Raw genomic sequence first — 1,740 nt, 5'->3', positions numbered from 1 at the left:
AAAATGGCACCGACTATCAGCCGGCCCCTGCCTCATGAAGACTGGGGTGGACAACATAGAATCTCCTACAGTTGATAACGGTGCGAAGGCAGGCAGGGCCGGACGGCCCTGCCTGCCTTCGCACCGTTATCAACTGTAGGAGATTCTATGTTGTCCACCCCAGTCTTCATGAGGCAGGGGCCGGCTGATAGTCGGTGCCATTTTTCATAAGCGCGAAGGCGATACGAACCAGTTTGCGCGCCAGGATGACTAACGCTTGGGTAGTTGCCAGCCCTCGATCCAGATAAGCCTGATAGACCCCTGCCCAACGCTTGCTCCGGCGAGCGGCCATGGCCGCGCAGTAAAGCAGCCTGCGAGCTTCTGAGTCCCCTTTCTTGGTCAGTTTTCGCTTGCCGGTTTTGGTGCCTGAGTCTCTCACGTGAACGTCCATCCCCAGGAAGGCCACGAAGGCATCACTGTTCCTGAAGTCGCCCCTTAAGAAGGCCATGACCAGAGCGTAGGCGGTCAGATCGCCCACGCCCTCCAGGGCCTTGCACCGTTGCACCTGTTCGCTGAGCCCAGCGTCTCTTACCGTGTCGCGAAGGTGTTTCTGGATCTGTGCATCCAGCGTGTTGATCTGAGAGATCAACCTCTTCAAGCCCGCTTTGAGTAGCGGCTCTGCACCCAGGCTTTGCTGGATAATGGTTCGCGCCTTGACCAGTGCCGCACGGCGGCGCAGCAGGGTCTGCAGCGTCCGATACGCCTTGGGTGGCGGGCTCCAGCGGCGCAAGGCCCCTTTTTCATTTTGCAGATGGCGGGCAAGTAGCTGCGCATCAGAGGCGTCCGTTTTTGCGCGACCCCCTGTGCCCTTGCGGTAATGGTGGAGGCGAGAACCATCAATCACGTAGATGTGGTGGCCTTTACGGTGGGCCAGCTCAATGACATCCATGTGATAAGTGCCAGTGGCCTCGATGGCTATCTCGCAGAGGGAAGGCAGATCCTTGAGCCAAGCCCGAATGGCTTGGGGTGTGTTCTCAATGGAATAGGTCTGGCCCAGGAAATAGATGACCAACTCGGCCTTGGCCACGTCGATGCCGATAATGGAGGATTCTACTTGCATTGCCACTGAACAGCCCCTTGCGCTAGGTTACACATGCTTGTCGGGGCGCACCTGAACGCTGGCTTGCTAGGTATCGTCGGTCTGAGGTGCAACTCAGCCGATGGATTCTTTATCGGCGTATGAATAGGTGCGGGGTGGGGCCAAATCTCCTACCGTCTGTACCCTTGGGTCAGATGCTCCTTTGGTCCCTCCACCCCGGCAAGTCCTGCATGGTTGCAGGAAGAGCATTCAAACATACAAGTTCCCTTCCAGGGGACGAACCGCGCGCAGCGCGAAGGGCGTTCTGGGTATGGCAGAGCGGGGTGGATTTTTAGGGTACTGCTGCTTAGCGTTTTGCCACCTTCGTTCGCGCCCTCAACGGCGCTCCTGCAGCGGCTTTGTAGCAAGTGATGGATGTTGAAAGCGGAGAGTGAGTTTGCCTCGCCGCGGTTCCACGAAGGAGAGCACAATGGATCCGATTCTCGATTTTACCGGCAAGACGGCACTGATTACCGGTGCCGCCAGCGGGTTTGGCAAGTTGCTGGCAGAAGAACTGGGCAAGCGCGGTGCCGCCTTGGTGCTGGGCGATATCAATATGGATGCGCTGAATCCGCTGGCCGATGCGCTGGCGGGGCAGGGCGTTAAGGTCGCTGCGTTGCGTT

At 58.3% G+C, this 1,740-nt stretch carries 2 protein-coding genes; one reads left to right on the top strand and one right to left on the bottom strand.

What is annotated here, in order from left to right:
- Positions 1-166: 166 nt before the first annotated feature.
- Entirely contained in the window at positions 167-1,099 is a 933-nt protein-coding gene (locus A3754_RS05375) for an IS110 family transposase (protein WP_063519021.1), read from the bottom strand.
- 448 nt (positions 1,100-1,547) lie between these two features.
- Between A3754_RS05375 and A3754_RS05370 the strand changes: the two genes are divergently transcribed.
- Positions 1,548-1,740 (top strand): SDR family NAD(P)-dependent oxidoreductase (locus A3754_RS05370; RefSeq protein ID WP_156496822.1); only part of this gene is annotated, 193 nt, incomplete at its 3' end.

The sequence above is a fragment of the Alcanivorax sp. HI0083 genome (assembly GCF_001635175.1).
The sequence above is the reverse complement of the archived record's forward strand: the minus strand, read 5'-3'. Positions and strand labels throughout refer to the sequence as shown.